The organism is Pseudomonas sp. Emmai (assembly GCF_055179735.1).
On the sequence record NZ_CM143685.1, the window covers coordinates 1,408,639 to 1,424,502 of the forward strand.

A 15,864-nucleotide genomic window follows, 5' to 3' on the forward strand; every position below is an offset into this window, starting at 1 on the left:
AGGTCGGGGCTATTTTTATGGCCCCTTTTTGATTGGTTATGCCTCCAGCCGCTTAATGGTTTCTGAAAACTGGTGTGAGCGAAAAATATTAAATCTTTATTCAAAAATTTCCGGAAAATTCGTCAAGACCAACCACATGCCGGTGCGCTTCCTGATCTACGTGGCGATCACCGCGCTGACGCGTTTGCTGATCTCCAACGTCTCGCACCACAACCCGCCGGACATCGGCATCATCTACCTGTGTGGCGGGATTCTGCTGCTGGCGTTCTCGATTCTGGTGGTGCGTTACGCGTCCTCACAATTTCCCTCGGTGAAGATCGAACACCCGCAGCGCAAGATCGGCACGGGCTCCGGTGAGCATCCCGAGGTGGAGAAGGGCGAGATCTAAAGCCGCATGGCTGGCCGGCTGTGGCCTTTGATCTGTGGCGGCGGCAGATTGCGATTGTCGCCGTCGGTCATCGCTTCAAGGATGGCCACGGCGCTGTGGCCCTGTTCGATGGCGATGCCGAACTGGATGCTTTGCACCAGGCGCTTGAGGCGTTTGGGGTCGTTGCGTTGTTCGGCGCTGATCATCCGTTTGGCGACCACGCGGCCACTGTTGGAGAGCGTCAGCATGATGCTGCCGTCCAGACCCTGAATGCTCAGGTTGATCTGATAGTCCGGTGCAAAGGCATCGGTAATGAGCTGAAAAGGGTTGTCCATGATGCGTCACCGCCTGATTGAACGTGCAGTTGTTGACCGGCCATGATCGGGTTGGTTCGCAATACCAGACCATCGGCCATTCCATAGCCATATCGCCATCATCGCTTTGTAGGAGCAGTCTTCGGCAGCGCCTACAGGGACGTAGCAAGGGGCATGCCGGGAAAACGGTCGAACAATGAAACGGGCACAAAAAAGGCGAACGGTGATGTTCGCCTTTTCTTGCCTGCCCGTTTCAGGGCAAAAGCAGTGCGGGTGCAACGGAAGCGGTCAACATTCCACCCAGCTCACCGCCAACCCACCCCGTGAAGTCTCTTTGTATTTGTCCTGCATGTCGGCGCCGGTATCGCGCATGGTGCGGATTACCCGGTCCAGGGAAATGAAGTGTTTGCCGTCGCCGCGCAGGGCCATTTGCGTGGCGTTGATCGCCTTCACTGCGGCGATGGCGTTGCGTTCGATGCACGGCACTTGCACCAGGCCGCCGACCGGGTCGCAGGTCAGGCCGAGGTTGTGTTCCAGGCCGATTTCGGCAGCGTTTTCCAATTGCTCCGGGGTGGCGCCGAGCACGTCTGCCAGACCGGCGGCAGCCATGGCACAGGCCGATCCGACTTCGCCCTGGCAACCGACTTCGGCGCCGGAGATCGAGGCGTTTTTCTTACACAGAATGCCGACCGCCGCCGCGCCGAGGAAGAACGCGACCACGTCATCGTCCGACGCGTCCGGGTTGAATTTCATGTAGTAGTGCAGCACCGCCGGAATGATCCCGGCCGCGCCGTTGGTGGGGGCGGTGACCATCCGTCCGCCGGCGGCGTTCTCTTCGTTCACGGCGAGGGCGAACAGGTTGACCCACTCCATGGCCGACAGCGTGGACGTGATGACATTCGGCTTGCCGATTTCCAACAGGCTGCGGTGCAATTTCGCGGCGCGACGCGGAACATTCAGACCGCCGGGAAGAATGCCTTCATGCAGCAAGCCTTGCTCGACGCACTCGCGCATCACCGACCAGATGTGCAGCAAGCCTTGGCGGATTTCGGCTTCGTTGCGCCAGGCCAATTCGTTGGCCATCATCAGCTCGGAAACCCGCAGGCCATGCTGGTTGCACAGCCTGAGCAATTCGGCGGCGCTGGAGAAATCGTACGGCAGCACCACGTCGCTGGCAGGCGCGATGCCGGACTCGGCTTCCGCCGCTTCGATGATGAAACCGCCGCCCACCGAGTAATACGTTTGCTCCCACAACTCGCCGGTTTCGCCGAAGGCTGTCAGGGACATCGCGTTGGGGTGGTAGGGCAGGCTCTCGTCCAGCAGCAGGAGATCGCGCTGCCAGTTGAAGGCAATGGTCGATTGGCCGGCGAGGGACAGTTCGCCGGTTTCCCGCAGATGCTGGATGCGTGAATCGATAGACGTCGGATCGATGCTGTCCGGCCATTCGCCCATCAGGCCCATGACGCAGGCGCGGTCGGTGGCGTGACCGACGCCGGTCGCCGACAACGAGCCGTAGAGGCGGATTTCTACCCGCCGTACGTCGGCCAACAATTGTTGGTCGATCAGGGCCTGGGCAAAGGTCGCGGCGGCGCGCATCGGGCCGACGGTGTGTGAGCTGGATGGACCGATGCCCACTTTGAAGAGATCGAAAACACTGATAGCCATGCTAAAGCCTATACAAGCAATGGAAGAGAAATCGCTGCCATTTTTGTAGGACAAGCGCAATGTCGGCGATACTGCCCGCCTCGGTCCTACGTGACCAACGAAACTTCCTAAGACAGCCTTTAGCAGGACTAAACGATGAGTCGTCAATTGCACGCCCAGACCTACGTCTGGCTGCACGTGTTTTCCTGTGCCGCGCGGCACTTGTCGTTCACCCGTTGCGCCGAAGAGCTGCACATCACGCCGGGTGCGGTCAGCCAGCAAATCCGACAGCTGGAAGAGCGTCTGGGTTTTCGCCTGTTCCACCGTCGCGCTCGCGGCGTGGAATTGAGCGCGGAGGGCCAGCGACTGGCTATTACGGTCAACGAGGCGTACGGCAGCATCGACGCGGAATTGCGACGACTGGACGCCGGGATGATCAGCGGGACTTTGCGCTTGCGCTCTATTCCGTCATTCCTGAGCAAGTGGCTGACCCCGCGCCTGCCACGCTTGCAGCAACGTTTTCCGGACATTCAGTTGCGCCTGGTCGCCGAGGACAGCAGCGTGCCGCTGCACGAAGGCGACTTCGATCTGGCCATTGACCTGAACGACGGCAGCTATCCCGGTTTGTTATCCACCGCCTTGCTCGATGAGCAGATCTTTCCGGTCTGCGCCCCGAGCCTGCTGCGCGGCCGTCCGCCACTGCATGGCCCGGCGGACCTGATGCATTTTGCGCTGCTGCACGACATCACCGCCTGGCGCGGCAGCTACGAGTACGCGGAGTGGGAGTTCTACCTCAACGCCATCGGCTTCGAAGGCGCCGACGTACGGCGCGGGCACACCTTCAATCGCAATCACCTGACCATCGAAGCGGCGATTGCCGGCATGGGCGTGGCGATTGCGCGGCGAACCTTGCTCAACGATGAGCTGGAGCGGGGGACGTTGATTGTGCCGTTTGGCCTGGCGGTGCCGAATCACAAACGCTACATGCTGCTGTATGCGCCGGGGGCGCTGAGCCATCCGGGCGTGCGTGCTGTGCATGATTGGCTGGTAGAGGAAGCGGGGATTTTTCGCAGTCTGCATCCACTGGCGGAGCAGCAGATGTGAGCAATTGTGACAAGGAAGCGTGGTGACCCAACTCCCGACCTTAACAGCGCCTTTGGCCGTTGTCCGGCTTTTTTTGCGAATCCATATTTATCTTTTTTTAGGGGTTGAAATGTTCTGCGCACAGACCGATTGTGTAAGTAAGAGGCCACGGTGATGACGCCCAAGGGCAAGCCGACCGGCCTCTCGCGAGCTAGCTGAAATAAGGGATGAACTATGCAAATCCAAGTCAACAGCGATAACCATATTCAAAGCAGCATCCGACTGGAGGAGTGGGTACGTACTACCATTGAGAGCACGCTCGAACGTTACGAAGAGGACCTGACCCGCGTAGAGGTTCACCTGCGGGACGAAAACGGCGACAAGCCCGGACCGCATGACATGCGCTGCCAGCTGGAAGCGCGGCCTAAAGGCCACCAACCGATCTCGGTGACCCATAAAGCCGATACCCTGGAACAAGCCATCGACGGGGCGGCCGAAAAACTCGAACACGCGCTTGAGCATCTGTTCGGCAAATTGCGGGGCAAACCACGTGCCGCTATCGTTCCGTTCGAGAGAGTTGCAGCCGATGCGCTGCTGGAAGACGAGTTTCTAGAGAACGAACAGGCTGCACAAAACGGCTGAGGCCTGATTCACTTTTTACCTTTCCACTGACAAACGGGTCTGCTTATGCAGGCCCGTTTTTGTTTCCGGTGTTCACCAGCCCAAGTAGCGATAGATGATTCTCATCGGAGTCTTTTGCGTATGAGAATTTTTATCATTAGTATTGCGGCCTTGTTGGTCTCGAGACATTCACGAGGCCTTACCCGGTTTCAAGGTCGAACCATGAAAGGCAAAAGCCGCACGCTCCCCGTTTCCTACCGACTGGCGGTTACCTCGCGGGTGTTGGCTGCCGTGCTGGGCGGTTATGTCGTGGCCGCGTTGGCGAGTGTCAGCCTGAGCCTGCTGCTGCCCATGGCCCGCGCCGAAGCGGTGGTCACCGGGATGATGACTTCGTTTCTGGCGTATCTGGTGGCGGCGCTCTGGTGTTTTGCCTGTCGCAGTGCCTGGCAGGCGTGGTTCGGCATGCTCGTGCCGAGCCTGGTGCTGGGCGCGGTGTCGGGGCTGGCGCACTGGGCGGGCCAGCCATGAAAGAGGGCTTTCGCCAGACCATGGCCTGGCTGCACACCTGGGTCGGCTTGATCTTTGGCTGGTTGCTGTTCGCGATTTTCCTGACCGGCACCCTCGCGTATTTCAAAGCCGAGACCAGCCACTGGATGCAGCCGGAGATTCCTGCGCGTTCGGTGCCTTCTGAAGCCAGCCTGACCCTGGCGCAAGATTATCTTCAACAGCACGCGCCCAACGCCTCCCGCTGGCTCATCGACCTGCCGACCGCCCGCGAGCCCGGCCTGACGGTGCGCTGGCAGCAAGCCCCGGCCGAACCGGGCAAGCGCGGCCAATTCAGCAAAAAGACCCTCGACCCGCAAACCGGTGCCGAAGTGCAGGGCCGGGCCACCATGGGCGGCGACTTCTTTTACCGCTTCCACTTCCAACTGCAAATGCCTTACCCGTGGGGCCGCTGGTTGTCGACCGCCGCCGCGATGCTGATGTTCATCGCGCTGATCACCGGGATCATCACCCACAAGAAAATCTTCAAGGACTTCTTCACCTTCCGCCCGCGCAAGGGCCAGCGTTCCTGGCTCGACGGGCACAACGCGGTGGGCGTTCTGGTGTTGCCGTTTCACCTGATGATCACCTACAGCAGCCTGGTGATTTTCATGTCGATGGTGATGCCGGCGGGCATTCTTGCTGCGTACAAGGGCAATGCCTCGGCGTTTTTCGAGGAGGTATTTCCGGCGGCCAACACGCCGACTGTTGCAGGCCAACCTGCGGCATTGGCGCCGCTGGCACCGTTGCTGGAACGGGCTCATGAGCAATGGGCTGAAGGGCGCGCCGGTCGCCTGGCCGTGAACAATCCAGGCGATGCGAATGCCTCGGTCATCCTGGAACGCGATGGCGCCGACGGCGTGGTCTACGATTTTGGCCGCGCGCTGACGTTCAACGGCGTCACTGGCGAGCTGCTCGGCACGCCACCGGAACAACCGATTCCAATGGCAATCGCCGGCGGTTTCTACGGTTTGCACATGGGCCATTTCGCCGGCCCGGTGTTGCGTTGGCTGTACTTCATCTGCGGGTTGGCCGGCACGGCGATGATCGGCACCGGGCTGGTGATCTGGCTCGCCAAGCGTCAGCTCAAACATGCCAAGAGCGGCGTGATGCCCTTCGAATTGCGGCTGGTGGAAGTGCTGAACATTGCCAGCATGTCGGGGCTGGTGATCGCCGTGGCGGTGTTCTTCTGGGCCAACCGCTTGTTGCCGGTGGCGCTGGCGGAACGGGCGGATTGGGAAGTGAGCAGCTTCTTCATCGCCTGGGGTTTGAGCGTGCTGCATGCGCTGGTCCGCCGTGGTCGCGCGGCGTGGGTCGAGCAACTGGCGTTGGCCGCGGTGCTGTTCTGCGCGGTGCCGTTGCTCAACGGGTTGACCACGCCGTACAACGTGGGTGTGTCCCTGCGCCAAGGCGATTGGGCCATGGCCGGTTTCGATCTGACATGCCTGGGCAGTGGGCTGTTCCTGGCGTGGGCTGCGTGGAAAATGCGGCGCGTCGAGAAAACTGCAGTGGTCGCCCGCCGCCCCATTTCCCTTGAGCGCGAGGCGACCTGAATGCTGCTGGCCCTGTTGCTCTGCTACGGCGGATTTGCCGCGCTCTGTCTGTCGATGGATCGGCATCACGTCGACCTTCTGGGGCGCAAGCCATCGGCCAGGCGCCGACGCAATATGAGACTTGGCGGCTGGTTATTGCTGGCCTTGTCGTTATGGGCGGCAGTGTCCGCGACCGGTTGGGGTTTGGGCCTGGTCGAGTGGTTCGCGGTGTTGATGTCCAGCGCATTGTTGCTGGTGTTATTGCTGCCCTATCGCCCGCGCCTGGCGCTGTCATTAGCGGCGCTGGGCCTGCTCGCCAGCCCCGTTTGCGCAGTGCTGAGCTGATGATCGCCAGCCCTCCGGAGTCCCACGATGACGAACATCGTGGCGCCCGCGCGCATTTTCTCCAGGTGTTTTTGTCCCAGCGTTCGCAGATGGAAGCGCTGGTGAGTCGGCGCGTCGGGTGCCGGGCGACGGCGGCGGACCTGGTGCAGGACTTGTTCCTGCGGTTCTGGCGTCGGCCACTGGTGCAAGTCGAAGAACTCAGCACTTATCTTTTGCGCTGCGCCGGCAACATCGCCATCGACCATTTGCGCAGCGAAGGCACGCGGGTGCGGGTCAACGAGGGCTGGATGCCGGACGCGCCGGACAGCCAGGGCAGCGAACCGCAAGCCGCGTTGGAGGCGGGCAATGATTTGCGCCACGTCGAAGCCGCGTTGCGTGCGTTGCCCGAGCGCACGCGGCAGATTTTCCTGCTCAACCGCATCCACGGCCGCAAGTACGCCGAGATTGCCAAGGCCATGGGGTTGTCCCAAAGCGCCGTGGAAAAACATATGATGCGCGCCCTCGACGCCTGCAAGGCCAGCCTGCGGGAACCCGAACCGCGTACGCCAAGGAAAGCACCGTGAACCACGCCGAACGCGTCACCCCGACGCCCGCCCAGGAACAGGCCGCTTTCGCCTGGCTGAGCCTGTTGCACGATCAGCCGAGCACTGGCGATCAGCTCACGTTCAGTCACTGGTTGCAGGCCGATCCCGCGCATGCCGAGGCCTACGCCCAGGCGCAAGTGGTCTGGGAATTGAGCGAAGTGCCGGCGCGGACATTGGCCGATGAAGAAGCGTTTGCCCTGCAGGGTTATCTGAATGCGATGGACCGTTCGAAGCGCTCCAGCGTGCAGCGCTGGTCCGGGGCGTTGGCGATGGCGGCGTGTCTGTTGCTGATGGTCGGCGTCGGCGCGGGGTGGCAGCCGCTGCGTTGGGCGGATGATCTGGGCGCGGATTATGTGTCGGCGCCGGGGCAAATTCGTACGGTCACCCTGGCTGATCAATCGCAAGTGACGTTGGATGCCGATAGCGCGATTGCCGTGGATTTCAGCCACGGCGAGCGTCACGTCGAACTACGTCGCGGCGCCGGTTTTTTCAGCGTGACCCACACCGGCGAGCCGTTTGTGGTGGAGGCCGAAAAGGGCCAGGCGCGGGTGCTCGGCACTCAGTTTGAAGTGCGCCTGCAACCTCACGGTGCACAGGTGACGGTGTTGTCCGGGCGAGTCGGGGTGACGGCGGATCGCAATGCCGAACAACAAATCCTCACCGCCGGCCAGCAAGTCGCGTATGGCGAAGGCACGGCAGAAAAACTGCACGCCGTGGACAGTGAGGCGCAATTGGCCTGGCGCCAGGGCTGGCTCAATTACTACAAGGCGAGCCTGGCGGAGGTGGTGCAAGACCTGCGGCGCTATTACCCGGGGCGGATTTTGTTGCTCAACGATGAACTGGCGGCGCGGCGGGTCAGCGGGAGTTTTCCGAGCAAGGATCCGCAGGCGGTGTTGAGTTCGTTGCAGGGGGTGTTGGGGTTTGAGCAGCATCACGTTTTGGGGCAGATGATTATTTTGCGTTAGGCGGCTGGCCTCTTCGCGGGCAAGCCTCGCTCCTACAAAGGGGGCGTTCGCATGTTCGGAATAAACACCCATCCCCTGTAGGAGCGAGGCTTGCCCGCGAAAGCGCCAGACCAGACACCACAAAACCCAAGATAAAAAATATTTTCAAAATAATGATGAGGTAAACCCTAACGCCATCCGTGTAGTGACTGAAACTGCGAGTCATTCGCATCCCGCTGCGGTTCTACACAGGTCATGAGCAATGAAGTCCAGGGCAAAATCGGGTTTGGTCAAACAATGGTTCGGTGCCTCGGCGCTGAGTTTTTCGGCAGTGGCATTGCTGCCGCTGAGCGTGGCCATCGCTGCTGAAACCGCCAGCACGCAACAGCGCACGCAATTCAATTTCGCCATCGCCGCCAAACCGTTGCCCCAGGCCCTGAGCGACTTCAGCCGCATCACCGGCACCAGCGTGGTCTACACCGACGAAGCGCCCTACGGCCTCAACGCCCCGGCGCTCAATGGGCAGATGAGCGCGGAACAGGCGATCCAGCGCCTGCTCAGCGGATCGGGCTTCACCTTCCGCCGCACCGACGCCCACACCCTGGCGCTGGAACCCGTGCCCACCGAAGGCACCCTGAACCTGGACGCGACCACCATCACCTCGGTGCTGGACCAAACCCAGAGCTACCAGCCACCGCCGACCAGCAATGTGATGCGCAGCTCGGCGTTGCTCCAGGAAACCCCGCAAACCATCAACGTGATCCCGGCCCAGGTCATTCGCGACCAGGCACCACGCAATCTCGATGACGCCCTGGCCAACGTCAGCGGCATCACCCAGGGCAACACCCTGGCCAGCACCCAGGATTCGGTGATGACCCGGGGTTTCGGCGACAACCGCAACGGCTCGATCATGCGCGACGGCATGCCGATCGTGCAGGGCCGTGGCATGAACGCTACGGTTGATCGCGTGGAAGTGCTCAAGGGCCCGGCGTCCTTGCTCTACGGCATCCAGGACCCGGGTGGCGTGGTCAACATGGTCAGCAAGAAACCCGAACTGACCCAATACAACGCCCTGACCCTGCGCGGCTCGACCTACGGCGACGGCAAGAACGGCAGCGGCGGCGGCCTCGACAGCACCGGCGCGCTGGGCGAGTCCGGGCTGGCCTATCGCATGGTCCTGGACCACGAAGACGAAGATTACTGGCGCAACTTCGGCACCCACCGCGAAACCCTGGTGGCGCCGTCCCTGGCCTGGTTCGGCGAGAGCACCAAGCTGCTGTTCTCCTACGAACACCGGGAATTCCTCACCCCGTTCGACCGGGGCACGATCATCGACCCGCGCACCAACCACCCGCTGGATATCTCGCGCAACGAGCGCCTCGACGAGCCGTTCAACAACATGGAAGGGCGCTCGGACCTGTATCACTTCGAGGCCGATCACGCGCTCAACGACAACTGGAAAGCCCACTTCGGCTACAGCTGGAACCGCGAAACCTACGACGCCAGCCAGGTGCGTGTCACCGCGATCAACACCAGGAACGGCACCCTGACCCGCAACATGGACGGCACGCAGAATGCGATCAGTACTGACCGCTTCACCACCGCCAGCCTCGAAGGCAAAGTGAACGTGTTGGGCCTGCAGCACGACCTGGTGTTCGGCGTCGATGACGAGTACCGCAAGATCTACCGCGAAGACCTGATCCGCCAGAAAAGCCTGAGCACCTTCAGCTACGTCAACCCGGTGTACGGTCGCGAAGTCGCCGGCACCACCGTCAGCCCGGCGGACAGTGCCCAGACCGATCAACTGCGTAGCGATTCGATCTTCGCCCAGGACTCTATTCACCTCACCGACCAGTGGATCGTTGTCGCGGGCGGGCGCTTCCAGGAGTACGACCAGTACGCCGGCAAAGGCGTGCCGTTCAAGGCCAATACCGACAACAACGGTCAGAAGTTCGTGCCGCGCGCCGGGCTGGTGTATCGCTACACCGATGAACTGTCGTTCTACGGCAGCTACACCGAATCGTTCAAACCCAACTCGACCATCGCACCGTTGAGCGGCAGCACCGTGGTGCTCGACGGCAGCATCGCACCGGAAGAAGCCAAGTCCTGGGAAATCGGCGCCCGGCTCGACATGCCGGGGCGCATCACCGGTGATATCGCGCTGTTCGACATCAAGAAACGCAACGTGCTGATCGCCAACGCCGAAGGGCCGACCACGATCTACAGCGCCGCTGGCGAAGTACGTTCCCGTGGTCTGGAAATCGATCTGACCGGCCAGCTCACCGACCGTTGGAGCATGATCGGCAGCTACGCCTACACCGACGCCGAAGTCACCGAAGACCCGGATTACAAAGGCAAGCGCTTGCAGAACGTGGCGAAAAATACGGGCTCGCTGTCGGCAGTCTATGACTTCGGCACCCTCATCGGCGGCGATCAGTTGCGGGTTGGCGCGGGGGCGCGGTATGTCGGCGAGCGAGCGGGGGATGCGCCGAATGATTTCGACCTGCCGGGCTACACCGTGGCCGATGCCTTCGCCACCTACGACACCAAGGTCGAAGGGGAGAAGGTCAAGTTCCAGCTCAACGTGAAGAACCTGTTCGACCGCACCTACTACACCTCGGCGGCGAGCCGGTTCTTTGTGTCGATGGGGGATTCGCGGCAGGTGTCGCTTTCCAGCACGCTAGAGTTCTGATCTCAGACCGCGTCATCGTTCTTCGCGGGCAAGCCTCGCTCCTACAGAGGTACGCGTTCCTTCATGAGAATGCGATCAAATGCAGGAGCGAGGCTTGCCCGCGAAGAGGCCTTGAAGGGCGCCGATAATCTTCGGCCCTAACGCAAAAACGCCAACCGATATTCCCCAGGCGTCCCGCCTAAAACCTGCCGAAACCGATTGGTGAAATGACTCGCACTGGCAAACCCGCACGCCAAGGCAATCTCCCCCAACGGCTGCGCGGTCGAACGTAACAACTCCCGCGCCCGACTCATGCGTCGCGCCAGTACATACTGATGGGGCGGCAAGCCGAAACTCTCGCGGAACATCCGCGCAAAGTGATATTCCGACAGCGCGCACAACCCGGCCAATTGCCCCAGGCTGATCGCTTCGGCCAGTTGATTGTCGATGAACTCCACCAACTGCCGGCGCTGATGCGCCGCCAGTCCACCCTTGAGCCGTAAACCCTGGCGCATGCCGACCTGGCTGAGCAGCGCGTGGCTGAGCATTTCGTGGGCCAGGCTGCTGGTCAGCACGCGTTCGCCCGGTTCTTCCCAATTGAGCATGAGCATCTGCCGAAAGCGCCGGGCTTGTTGTGGGTCGTCGAGGAAGGTGCCTTCACGCAATTGCAATTCGCGCGGTTCGCGGTCCAGCAGCGTGACGCAGCCGAGGGCGAATTGTTCCGGGCTGAAATACAGATGGGCCAGGCGAATGTCGCCATTGATGACCCAACCTGACTGATGCTCGGCCGGCAGGATGCACAGCTTGTCGGGGCCACCCTTGCTGCCGGGCTGATCACGACGAAAGGTCCCGGTGCCGCCGGCGATGTAGCAGGACAGGGTGTGATGGCTCGGCGCTTCGTAGTCTTGAGCGTCGTGATGGTTGCTCCACAAAGCTGCAGCCATGCCGTCACCGAGCTCGGCGCTGTGCTCAAGACGAGCATTGGGCGAGCGGTTGAGGGCTTGAAAGACTTGCAGGGTTTCCAGTGCGGGCATGATCGTTTTCTCTCCAACGCCTTGCATCCTACTCCGTAGACCCTGGCCTGCCAGCCCGCGGGCCGACAAAAGCGCAAGTTTATGCAAGTGCGTGCACGTTTGGCGCAGCACACTGGAGCCCTAATCAAGCAATGCCCTTGTGGCGAGGACGCTTTTGTGGCGAGCGAGCTTGCTCGCGCTTGAGTGCGCAGCACTCACAAAATTGGCAACGGTTGCCGAGATTTTGGGGCCGCTTCGCAGCCCAGCGCGAGCAAGCTCGCTCGCCACAGAAATGTACTCGCCACAAAAGCGTACTCGCCAGAACAGCGTGCCGCGTTGCCCCTCCAGGAATTTTGCCATGAACCTGTCTTTGTACCTGTTGACCGTGCTGATCTGGGGCACCACCTGGATTGCCTTGAAATGGCAACTGGGGGTGGTGGCCATCCCGGTGTCGATCGTCTATCGCTTCGGCCTCGCCGCGCTGGTGCTGTTTGTGATGCTGCTGCTCAGCCGACGCCTGCAAGTGATGAACCGTCGCGGGCACTTGATCTGCCTGGCCCAGGGCCTGTGCCTGTTCTGCGTCAATTTCATGTGCTTCCTGACCGCCAGCCAGTGGATCCCCAGTGGTCTGGTCGCCGTGGTGTTTTCTACTGCCACGCTGTGGAACGCCCTGAATGCGCGGGTGTTTTTCGGTCAGAAAATCGCCCGCAACGTCTTGATGGGCGGTGCGCTGGGCTTGTTGGGGCTTGGCCTGCTGTTCTGGCCGGAACTGGCGGGCCACACTGCCAGCCCGCAAACCTTGCTCGGCCTGGGCCTGGCCCTGTGCGGAACGCTGTGCTTCTCGGCCGGCAACATGCTATCGAGCCTGCAACAGAAGGCCGGGCTCAAACCCCTGACCACCAATGCCTGGGGTATGGCCTACGGCGCGGCGATGCTGACCGTGTGGTGCCTGGTCAAAGGCATCCCGTTCGACATCGAATGGAATGCGCGCTACATCGGCTCGCTGCTGTACCTGGTCATCCCCGGTTCCGTCATCGGCTTCACCGCGTACCTGACGCTGGTCGGACGCATGGGCCCGGAGCGCGCGGCGTACTGCACGGTGTTGTTCCCGGTGGTGGCGCTGAATGTCTCGGCATTTGCCGAAGGCTACCAATGGACCGCGCCGGCGCTGGTGGGCCTGGTGTTGGTGATGCTGGGTAACGTGCTGGTGTTTCGCAAGCCCAAGGCACTTAGTGCTCAACCTTCAATGTCATGTAAATCAATAACGGCAAAATGAAATCGACAATATGCCGCGCCCAATCCTTGGCATTCCACACTTGCGATTCATCCATGTCGAACCATTCGACACCGATCACTTGCATGCACACGTAATAGACGAAGATCGCAATTAACAGGCCGATGATGGATAACTTTTTAGCTTCGTGAAATACGTCGATGGATGCATGCCTGTGTTTAAAGAGTTGATAAGTGCCGAGCAGGCAGTAAGCGGTATACATAACTTCCAGGGTGATGATGAACCAGTAGATGCGGTGATGCAGAATCGGCGAGGTAATCGCCCGGTAGCTGATGTTAAGGTTCTCGCGGGTGGTGTCCATGCTCAGGATATGGCCGATATATTCATAGTTGGTGCTGTAGTCAATGATGTTGCTATATAGCACCAGCAGCCCAAAAAAACTCAAGAACGCCATGAGTGTGATTTTGCTGTATCTGATGAGTTGATCTGTGGTCAGGTAATTCAATGGATGGGCTCTCCGTAGCCAATACTCGTGATAGTCGAGTGAATGACGCGGAGTCTATAGCGTGGATAACTATTTTGGCGCTGGACTGAATTGCAAAGTGTGTATCGGAGTTAATCAATAACGGGCAAGTGTTTGTATAAACCTGCCCGTTTTTATTCAGCCTTTCCAGACCTGCGGGTTCACCAGGTCTTGCGGACGCTCACCGAGCAGCGCGCTGCGCAAGTTGGCCAGGGCGCGGTTGGCCATGGCTTCGCGGGTTTCATCGGTGGCGGAGCCGATGTGCGGCAGGGTGACGGCATTTTTCAACTGGAACAGTGGCGATTCGGCCAGCGGTTCTTTCTCGTAGACATCCAGGCCGGCGCCGCGGATCCGGTTGTTTTGCAGCGCTTCGATCAGCGCCGGTTCGTCCACCACGGGGCCGCGGGCGATGTTGACCAGGATTGCACTTGGCTTCATCAGCGCCAGTTCGCGGTGGCTGATCAGGTGGCGGGTTTTCTCGCTGAGCGGCACCACCAGGCAGACGAAATCCGCTTCGGCCAGTAACTGGTCAAGGCTGCGGAACTGCGCGCCGAGTTCCTGTTCCAGTTCGGTCTTGCGGCTGTTGCCGCTGTAGATGATCGGCATGTTGAAACCCAGCCGACCCCGACGGGCGATGGCCGCGCCGATGTTGCCCATGCCGACGATGCCCAGAGTCTTGCCATGCACATCGCAGCCAAACAACGGGGCGCCGACGGTCGCTTGCCACTGGCCGGCCTTGGTCCAGGCGTCCAGTTCCGCCACGCGGCGGGCGCTGCTCATCAGCAGGGCGAAGGCCAGGTCGGCAGTGCTTTCGGTGAGCACATCGGGCGTGTTGGTCAGCATGATCCCGCGTTCGTTGAAGTAGGCGACGTCATAGTTGTCGTAGCCCACCGAGACGCTGGACACCACTTCCAGTTTGGCGGCGTTCTCCAGCTGCGCGCGGCCGAGTTTACGCCCGACACCGATCAAGCCATGGGCGTGGGGCAGGGCTTCGTTGAACTGGGCATTGATGTCGCCGTTTTTCGGGTTCGGCACGATCACGTCGAAATCCTGTTTCAAACGCTCGATCATTTCGGGGGTGATGCGGCTGAAGGCGAGGACGGTTTTTTTCATGGGAATCGGCTCGGCGGGCGGTGGTGAATGCCAAGCACGCTAACATTCTTTCCGGGCGTTGCGCGAGGTCCCGGACGGCATTGATCGTTCCCACGCGCAGCCAAGGAATGTCTCAACGGACGCTCCGCGTTCGGCTTTGGAGGGGACGCAGAGCGTCCCGGGCTGCATTCCCACGCGGAGCGTGGGAACGATCATCAACGATCAAGAGCCCGCTGGATGAGCGATCAATTCGCCAGCCGCGCCCCGGCCAGGCTCCCGCTCAATTCATACGCCGCCAGTTCCGCCTGATGCGCCGCCAATATCTCCGGCAACGACCCGCGCAGGTATTCGACCCAGGTCTTGATCTTGGCATCCAGGTACTGGCGCGAGGGGTAGATTGCGTACAGATTCAATTCCTGCGAGCGGTAGTTCGGCATCATCCGCACCAGCGTGCCGTTGCGCAGCCCTTCAATCGCCGCATACACCGGCAACACGCCGACGCCCATGCCGCTGGTGATCGCGGTTTTCATCGCGTCGGCGGAGTTCACCAGAAACGGCGAGCTGTTAATGGTGACCATTTCCTGGCCTTCGGGGCCATCGAAGGTCCATTTCTCCAGCGGGATCACCGGGCTCACCAGGCGCAGACAGGCGTGGTTGAGCAAGTCGCTGGGTTTCTGGGCGCAGCCATTGGCTTTTACATAAGCCGGGGAGGCGCAAACGATGCTGTAGGTGATGCCCAAGCGCTGGGAGACGAAGCCCGAATCCGCCAGTTCGCTGGCGAGCACGATGGACACGTCGTAACCCTCGTCCAGCAGGTCCGGCACGCGGTTGGCCATGGTCAGGTCGAAGGTCACGTCCGGGTGGGTCTTGCGGTAGCGGGCGATGGCATCGATCACGAAGTGCTGGCCGATGCCGGTCATGGTGTGCACTTTCAGCTGTCCGGCGGGGCGGGCGTGGGCGTCGCTGGCCTCGGCTTCGGCTTCTTCGACGTAGGCCAGGATCTGCTCGCACCGCAGCAGATAGCGCTTGCCGGCCTCGGTCAGGGCGATGCGGCGGGTGGTTCGGTTAAGCAGACGGGTTTGCAGGTGGGCTTCCAGGGTGGAGACCGCGCGCGAGACGTTAGCGGTGGTGGTGTCCAGTTGCACGGCGGCGGCGGTAAAACTGCCGGCCTGGGCCACGTAACTGAAGGCGCGCATGTTTTGCAAGGTGTCCATGGGGTGCTCTCGGGTTCGATGGCAAATTGTGACACGAAGTTACGGGGTCAGTGACCCCGACCAAGGGATTATCGCGTTAACGGTAACAAAGATTCACAGGAATCCCAGCTTATCGCCAACAAGGCCCACCCCTAGAATTG

Annotated in this window: 16 protein-coding genes and 1 pseudogene; 10 read left to right on the forward strand and 7 right to left on the reverse strand. The window is 61.0% G+C overall.

The window, feature by feature from the left end; genetic code table 11:
* Positions 1-106: 106 nt before the first annotated feature.
* A pseudogene (locus tag ACY4LX_RS06200) lies at positions 107-388 on the forward strand (phosphate-starvation-inducible PsiE family protein); the annotation flags it as partial.
* On the opposite strand, the gene ACY4LX_RS06205 reads toward ACY4LX_RS06200, so the two are convergent.
* Together ACY4LX_RS06205 and ACY4LX_RS06210 are read right to left on the reverse strand one after the other, a co-directional pair.
* A complete protein-coding gene (locus ACY4LX_RS06205) occupies positions 385-702 on the reverse strand; it encodes a DUF3509 domain-containing protein (RefSeq protein WP_149657531.1) in 318 nt (105 codons plus the stop codon). The pseudogene ACY4LX_RS06200 and the gene ACY4LX_RS06205 sit on opposite strands and share 4 nt — an antisense overlap.
* A gap of 267 nt (positions 703-969) precedes the next feature.
* Entirely contained in the window at positions 970-2,346 is a 1,377-nt protein-coding gene (locus ACY4LX_RS06210) for an L-serine ammonia-lyase (protein ID WP_463259438.1), read from the reverse strand.
* A gap of 135 nt (positions 2,347-2,481) precedes the next feature.
* On the opposite strand from ACY4LX_RS06210, the gene ACY4LX_RS06215 reads away from it, so the two are divergent.
* The 8 genes from ACY4LX_RS06215 to ACY4LX_RS06250 all read left to right on the forward strand — a co-directional run bounded on the left by ACY4LX_RS06215 (position 2,482) and on the right by ACY4LX_RS06250 (position 10,669).
* Positions 2,482-3,429, forward strand: coding sequence for a LysR substrate-binding domain-containing protein (locus ACY4LX_RS06215; protein WP_149657529.1), 948 nt, complete (start codon positions 2,482-2,484; stop codon positions 3,427-3,429).
* Positions 3,430-3,642: 213 nt separating this feature from the next.
* On the forward strand, positions 3,643-4,050 hold the full coding sequence (locus ACY4LX_RS06220; protein WP_149657528.1) for an HPF/RaiA family ribosome-associated protein: 408 nt from the start codon (positions 3,643-3,645) through the stop codon (positions 4,048-4,050).
* 201 nt (positions 4,051-4,251) lie between these two features.
* The gene (locus ACY4LX_RS06225; RefSeq protein WP_463259439.1) at positions 4,252-4,557 is read left to right on the forward strand and encodes a DUF3649 domain-containing protein; all 306 of its coding nucleotides are present in this window, start codon (positions 4,252-4,254) and stop codon (positions 4,555-4,557) included.
* Complete coding sequence (locus ACY4LX_RS06230; RefSeq protein WP_463259440.1) at positions 4,554-6,125, forward strand: PepSY-associated TM helix domain-containing protein; 1,572 nt, start codon at positions 4,554-4,556, stop codon at positions 6,123-6,125. The genes ACY4LX_RS06225 and ACY4LX_RS06230 overlap by 4 nt, the downstream gene beginning before the upstream one ends.
* Complete coding sequence (locus ACY4LX_RS06235) at positions 6,126-6,449, forward strand: DUF3325 domain-containing protein (protein WP_463259441.1); 324 nt, start codon at positions 6,126-6,128, stop codon at positions 6,447-6,449.
* Positions 6,449-7,012, forward strand: a complete 564-nt coding sequence (locus ACY4LX_RS06240; protein ID WP_149657524.1) for an RNA polymerase sigma factor — start codon at positions 6,449-6,451, stop codon at positions 7,010-7,012. Before ACY4LX_RS06235 ends, ACY4LX_RS06240 begins: the two co-directional genes overlap by 1 nt.
* Positions 7,009-7,998, forward strand: coding sequence for a FecR family protein (locus ACY4LX_RS06245; RefSeq protein WP_463259442.1), 990 nt, complete (start codon positions 7,009-7,011; stop codon positions 7,996-7,998). Before ACY4LX_RS06240 ends, ACY4LX_RS06245 begins: the two co-directional genes overlap by 4 nt.
* Positions 7,999-8,239: 241 nt before the next feature.
* A complete protein-coding gene (locus ACY4LX_RS06250) occupies positions 8,240-10,669 on the forward strand; it encodes a TonB-dependent siderophore receptor (protein WP_463259443.1) in 2,430 nt (809 codons plus the stop codon).
* Positions 10,670-10,806: 137 nt separating this feature from the next.
* On the opposite strand, the gene ACY4LX_RS06255 is transcribed toward ACY4LX_RS06250, so the two are convergent.
* Both ACY4LX_RS06255 and ACY4LX_RS06260 read right to left on the reverse strand, forming a co-directional pair.
* Positions 10,807-11,682 carry a helix-turn-helix transcriptional regulator gene (locus ACY4LX_RS06255; RefSeq protein WP_463259444.1) on the reverse strand — a complete coding sequence of 292 codons (876 nt, stop codon included), beginning with the start codon at positions 11,680-11,682 and terminating at the stop codon, positions 10,807-10,809.
* A 120-nt stretch (positions 11,683-11,802) separates the two neighbouring features.
* Positions 11,803-12,021 (reverse strand): hypothetical protein, encoded by a 219-nt coding sequence (locus ACY4LX_RS06260; protein WP_463259445.1) that lies wholly within the window; start codon positions 12,019-12,021, stop codon positions 11,803-11,805.
* Between ACY4LX_RS06260 and ACY4LX_RS06265 the strand changes: the two genes are divergently transcribed.
* Positions 12,020-12,937 (forward strand): DMT family transporter, encoded by a 918-nt coding sequence (locus tag ACY4LX_RS06265; protein WP_463259446.1) that lies wholly within the window; start codon positions 12,020-12,022, stop codon positions 12,935-12,937. The two genes, ACY4LX_RS06260 and ACY4LX_RS06265, sit on opposite strands and share 2 nt — an antisense overlap.
* Here ACY4LX_RS06265 and ACY4LX_RS06270 read toward each other — a convergent pair.
* The 3 genes from ACY4LX_RS06270 to ACY4LX_RS06280 all read right to left on the reverse strand — a co-directional run bounded on the left by ACY4LX_RS06270 (position 12,891) and on the right by ACY4LX_RS06280 (position 15,724).
* Positions 12,891-13,400, reverse strand: coding sequence for a DUF2165 domain-containing protein (locus tag ACY4LX_RS06270; protein WP_149657518.1), 510 nt, complete (start codon positions 13,398-13,400; stop codon positions 12,891-12,893). The two genes, ACY4LX_RS06265 and ACY4LX_RS06270, sit on opposite strands and share 47 nt — an antisense overlap.
* 156 nt (positions 13,401-13,556) lie before the next feature.
* Complete coding sequence (locus tag ACY4LX_RS06275) at positions 13,557-14,531, reverse strand: 2-hydroxyacid dehydrogenase (protein WP_149657517.1); 975 nt, start codon at positions 14,529-14,531, stop codon at positions 13,557-13,559.
* Between the two features lie 224 nt (positions 14,532-14,755).
* Positions 14,756-15,724, reverse strand: a complete 969-nt coding sequence (locus ACY4LX_RS06280; protein WP_149657516.1) for a LysR family transcriptional regulator — start codon at positions 15,722-15,724, stop codon at positions 14,756-14,758.
* Positions 15,725-15,864 lie beyond the last annotated feature (140 nt).

What these genes read in the sequence shown, in the direction of transcription:
- ACY4LX_RS06205 (WP_149657531.1), bottom strand. Translation starts at nt 702, where the DNA reads ATGGACAACCCTTTTCAGCTCATTACCGATGCCTTTGCACCGGACTAT.
- ACY4LX_RS06210 (WP_463259438.1), bottom strand. Translation starts at nt 2,346, where the DNA reads ATGGCTATCAGTGTTTTCGATCTCTTCAAAGTGGGCATCGGTCCATCC.
- ACY4LX_RS06215 (WP_149657529.1), top strand. Translation starts at nt 2,482, where the DNA reads ATGAGTCGTCAATTGCACGCCCAGACCTACGTCTGGCTGCACGTGTTT.
- ACY4LX_RS06220 (WP_149657528.1), top strand. Translation starts at nt 3,643, where the DNA reads ATGCAAATCCAAGTCAACAGCGATAACCATATTCAAAGCAGCATCCGA.
- ACY4LX_RS06225 (WP_463259439.1), top strand. Translation starts at nt 4,252, where the DNA reads ATGAAAGGCAAAAGCCGCACGCTCCCCGTTTCCTACCGACTGGCGGTT.
- ACY4LX_RS06230 (WP_463259440.1), top strand. Translation starts at nt 4,554, where the DNA reads ATGAAAGAGGGCTTTCGCCAGACCATGGCCTGGCTGCACACCTGGGTC.
- ACY4LX_RS06235 (WP_463259441.1), top strand. Translation starts at nt 6,126, where the DNA reads ATGCTGCTGGCCCTGTTGCTCTGCTACGGCGGATTTGCCGCGCTCTGT.
- ACY4LX_RS06240 (WP_149657524.1), top strand. Translation starts at nt 6,449, where the DNA reads ATGATCGCCAGCCCTCCGGAGTCCCACGATGACGAACATCGTGGCGCC.
- ACY4LX_RS06250 (WP_463259443.1), top strand. Translation starts at nt 8,240, where the DNA reads ATGAAGTCCAGGGCAAAATCGGGTTTGGTCAAACAATGGTTCGGTGCC.
- ACY4LX_RS06255 (WP_463259444.1), bottom strand. Translation starts at nt 11,682, where the DNA reads ATGCCCGCACTGGAAACCCTGCAAGTCTTTCAAGCCCTCAACCGCTCG.
- ACY4LX_RS06265 (WP_463259446.1), top strand. Translation starts at nt 12,020, where the DNA reads ATGAACCTGTCTTTGTACCTGTTGACCGTGCTGATCTGGGGCACCACC.
- ACY4LX_RS06260 (WP_463259445.1), bottom strand. Translation starts at nt 12,021, where the DNA reads ATGGCAAAATTCCTGGAGGGGCAACGCGGCACGCTGTTCTGGCGAGTA.
- ACY4LX_RS06275 (WP_149657517.1), bottom strand. Translation starts at nt 14,531, where the DNA reads ATGAAAAAAACCGTCCTCGCCTTCAGCCGCATCACCCCCGAAATGATC.
- ACY4LX_RS06280 (WP_149657516.1), bottom strand. Translation starts at nt 15,724, where the DNA reads ATGGACACCTTGCAAAACATGCGCGCCTTCAGTTACGTGGCCCAGGCC.